Genomic DNA, 2,341 nt, shown 5'->3' with positions numbered 1-2,341 from the left:
AAATATGAAGGTGATCGTCACGCTGCCACCATCTTCGATGTCTCCGGTCATGCCTTGAAGGGTTCAGGAACTCCAGCTGGGCATGGCGTCGAAATCGGTCAGCGTGGCCCAGACCTCCGCCGGGGCGGCGTCGATCAGCATGGATGTGTCAACGGTAGCATGGGTGGCGCTGAGTTGCGCGATGCTGCCCTGCATCAAGGTCGCGTCGCACGCGGTTTCCGCTGACAATGGTGAAGAGATTGCGACGGCAAGGGCGCTTGTGCCCACGAACATAGAAAGTTTCATGATCACTCCATGAGTTTGGCTAGAATCTTAAATGAGACAACGTGACGGGGATCACTTGCTCGGATCCCCCGATGCCCAGGCCACACCGTCGCCGCGATCCATGGTCGCCATCTGCGCCATGTCGGCGTCATCGATCGCAAAGGAGAAGAGGTCGAGGTTCTGGCGCATCCGGTCCGGGTTCAGGCTTTTGGGCAGGACGGCATAACCGTTCTGGACGCCCCAACGCAGCAGAAGCTGTGCTTCCGACACGCCGTACTTCTCGGCCATGTCTTTGAATGCCGTCCCGTCTGCCTTCATTTCTTCGGTTTTGGCGCTGTCCTGACCGGGTTCTGTCCGCCACGTCGAGAGGGGAACAAGACTGCTATAGGCAATTGGCGCAATATCATGCTTGGCCATATGGGCCAGCAGGCCCGGTTTCTGCGACCAGGGATGCAACTCGATCTGGTTGGCATCGGGCATCGGCAACCCTGCGTCGGCAATCTCGTCCAGATGTGACTCGTTGAAGTTGCTCACCCCGACGGCCCGTGCCTTGCCGCTGGCTTGCAAGTCGAGCAAAGCGCGCCATTGCTCCAGACGCATATCGCCACCGTAAGGTGCGTGGATAAGGTACAGGTCCACATAGTCGAGGCCCAGGAGGGACAGGCTCGCATCGCATTCCGCGATGGTCTGCGCTCCCGTTTTCGGCGCATCGCCCCATGCCGGGTTGCCGGGCCACAGCTTGGCCGTGACGAAAAGGTCGCCGCGGGAAAGTCCTTCGGCTTCGAGGCCATTCCTGATCCCGACCCCCACGGTCTCTTCGTTGCGATACCCTGATGCCGTGTCGATGTGCCGATATCCCGCTGCAATCGCGGACATGATCGCGTTCTCGGCGTCGTCATTGGAGATCAGATAGGTGCCAAAGCCCACAGCGGGGATGGCGGTCTCCGCATTCAGGGCGAAAGAGGTTTGTGCGTTAGACATGGGATGCTCCGTTCAACTCTGTGGTTGATCCGAAGCTATGTGCATGGCGTCGATACGTCCTGCCAGATCCTCCGACAGTTTTGCCAATTTCTCCAAATAGTGGTGATAATGCGTGAAATATGTACACCGGCTTGCTAGGCGTCGGGGGAGGAGACCGAACATGTCACTTGAACACCTGAACCGCCTAGCGATGGTACTTGCGGCCAAAGAAGCTAAGGCTTCTGGCAGAATCCTCCCTGCGGCTCACATATTTCAGCGCACGGAAATCACGTCGTTTGAGGCCGTCGTCTACAACCCCGTTATTTGTCTGATCCTACAGGGGCGTAAAGAAATGAGTATAGGTCGGCAATTTGTCGAGCTGAATGAGGGCGATATGCTTTTGGTCAGCCATGATTTGCCTGTGGTTTCCAAGATCACCCAGGCCAGCGCGGAACGTCCCTATCGGGCACTCATTTTTTCCTTGGATCTGAGCGTCCTGCGCGGTTTGTACGAACAGGTTGGCGAAGCAGTGTCCGCCAGGGATCACGCGACGTCTTTAACCGCCAGCCGCGCCGATCCGGCCTGGACGGAGCCAATGGAGCGGTATCTGAAGTTGATGAATGCGTCCATGGACGCGCAGGTCCTCGGCCCGATGATCTTGAAAGAGATCCACTATCGCCTCCTTCTTTCACCAATTGGAGGTATGCTGCGGAATCTCCTGTCGGTAGACAGCCATGCCAGCCGCGTCGCCAAATCCATCCAATGGATCAGAGCCAGATTTCGGGAGCCGCTTGTTGTTGGGGAATTGGCACAGGTTGCGGGAATGAGCCCATCGTCGTTCCACGAACACTTCAAATCCGTCACCGGCACGACGCCACTTCAGTACCAAAAGGACTTGCGCATGATCGAAGCGCGCACCCTCTTGGAACGCGGCGTGCCGTCCGTGTCCTTCGCGGGGTTCGAAGTAGGCTATGAGAGCCCGACCCAGTTTAGCCGTGACTATTCCCGCAAATTCGGATGTTCCCCAAAACATCATCTTGCACGCGCATCCTAGGTTCAGGCGCCCATCCGCCAAAGCGGGCGTTCGTTTTTGTCAGTGATCGGCAGCTCCGTCCGC

General features: G+C 57.7%; 3 protein-coding genes. 1 reads left to right on the top strand and 2 read right to left on the bottom strand.

Annotated elements, in window-relative coordinates:
- Window positions 1-63: 63 nt before the first annotated feature.
- A complete protein-coding gene (locus Q0792_RS20090) occupies window positions 64-285 on the bottom strand; it encodes an SRPBCC family protein (protein WP_298845351.1) in 222 nt (73 codons plus the stop codon).
- 51 nt (window positions 286-336) lie between these two features.
- Window positions 337-1,245: an aldo/keto reductase gene (locus Q0792_RS20085; RefSeq protein WP_298845348.1), complete on the bottom strand. Its 909-nt coding sequence runs from the start codon at window positions 1,243-1,245 to the stop codon at window positions 337-339.
- A 160-nt stretch (window positions 1,246-1,405) separates the two neighbouring features.
- Between Q0792_RS20085 and Q0792_RS20080 the strand changes: the two genes are divergently transcribed.
- Window positions 1,406-2,278 carry an AraC family transcriptional regulator gene (locus Q0792_RS20080; RefSeq protein ID WP_298845344.1) on the top strand — a complete coding sequence of 291 codons (873 nt, stop codon included), beginning with the start codon at window positions 1,406-1,408 and terminating at the stop codon, window positions 2,276-2,278.
- Window positions 2,279-2,341: the final 63 nt, after the last annotated feature.

The organism is uncultured Roseobacter sp. (genome assembly GCF_947495025.1).
Classification (GTDB): Bacteria; Pseudomonadota; Alphaproteobacteria; order Rhodobacterales; family Rhodobacteraceae; genus Roseobacter.
This window is presented reverse-complemented; position numbering and strand designations above follow the sequence as displayed.

Excerpts from the sequence above, each read along its gene's own strand:
- Q0792_RS20090 (WP_298845351.1), bottom strand. The coding sequence starts at position 285 with ATGAAACTTTCTATGTTCGTGGGCACAAGCGCCCTTGCCGTCGCAATC.
- Q0792_RS20080 (WP_298845344.1), top strand. The coding sequence starts at position 1,406 with ATGTCACTTGAACACCTGAACCGCCTAGCGATGGTACTTGCGGCCAAA.
- Q0792_RS20085 (WP_298845348.1), bottom strand. The coding sequence starts at position 1,245 with ATGTCTAACGCACAAACCTCTTTCGCCCTGAATGCGGAGACCGCCATC.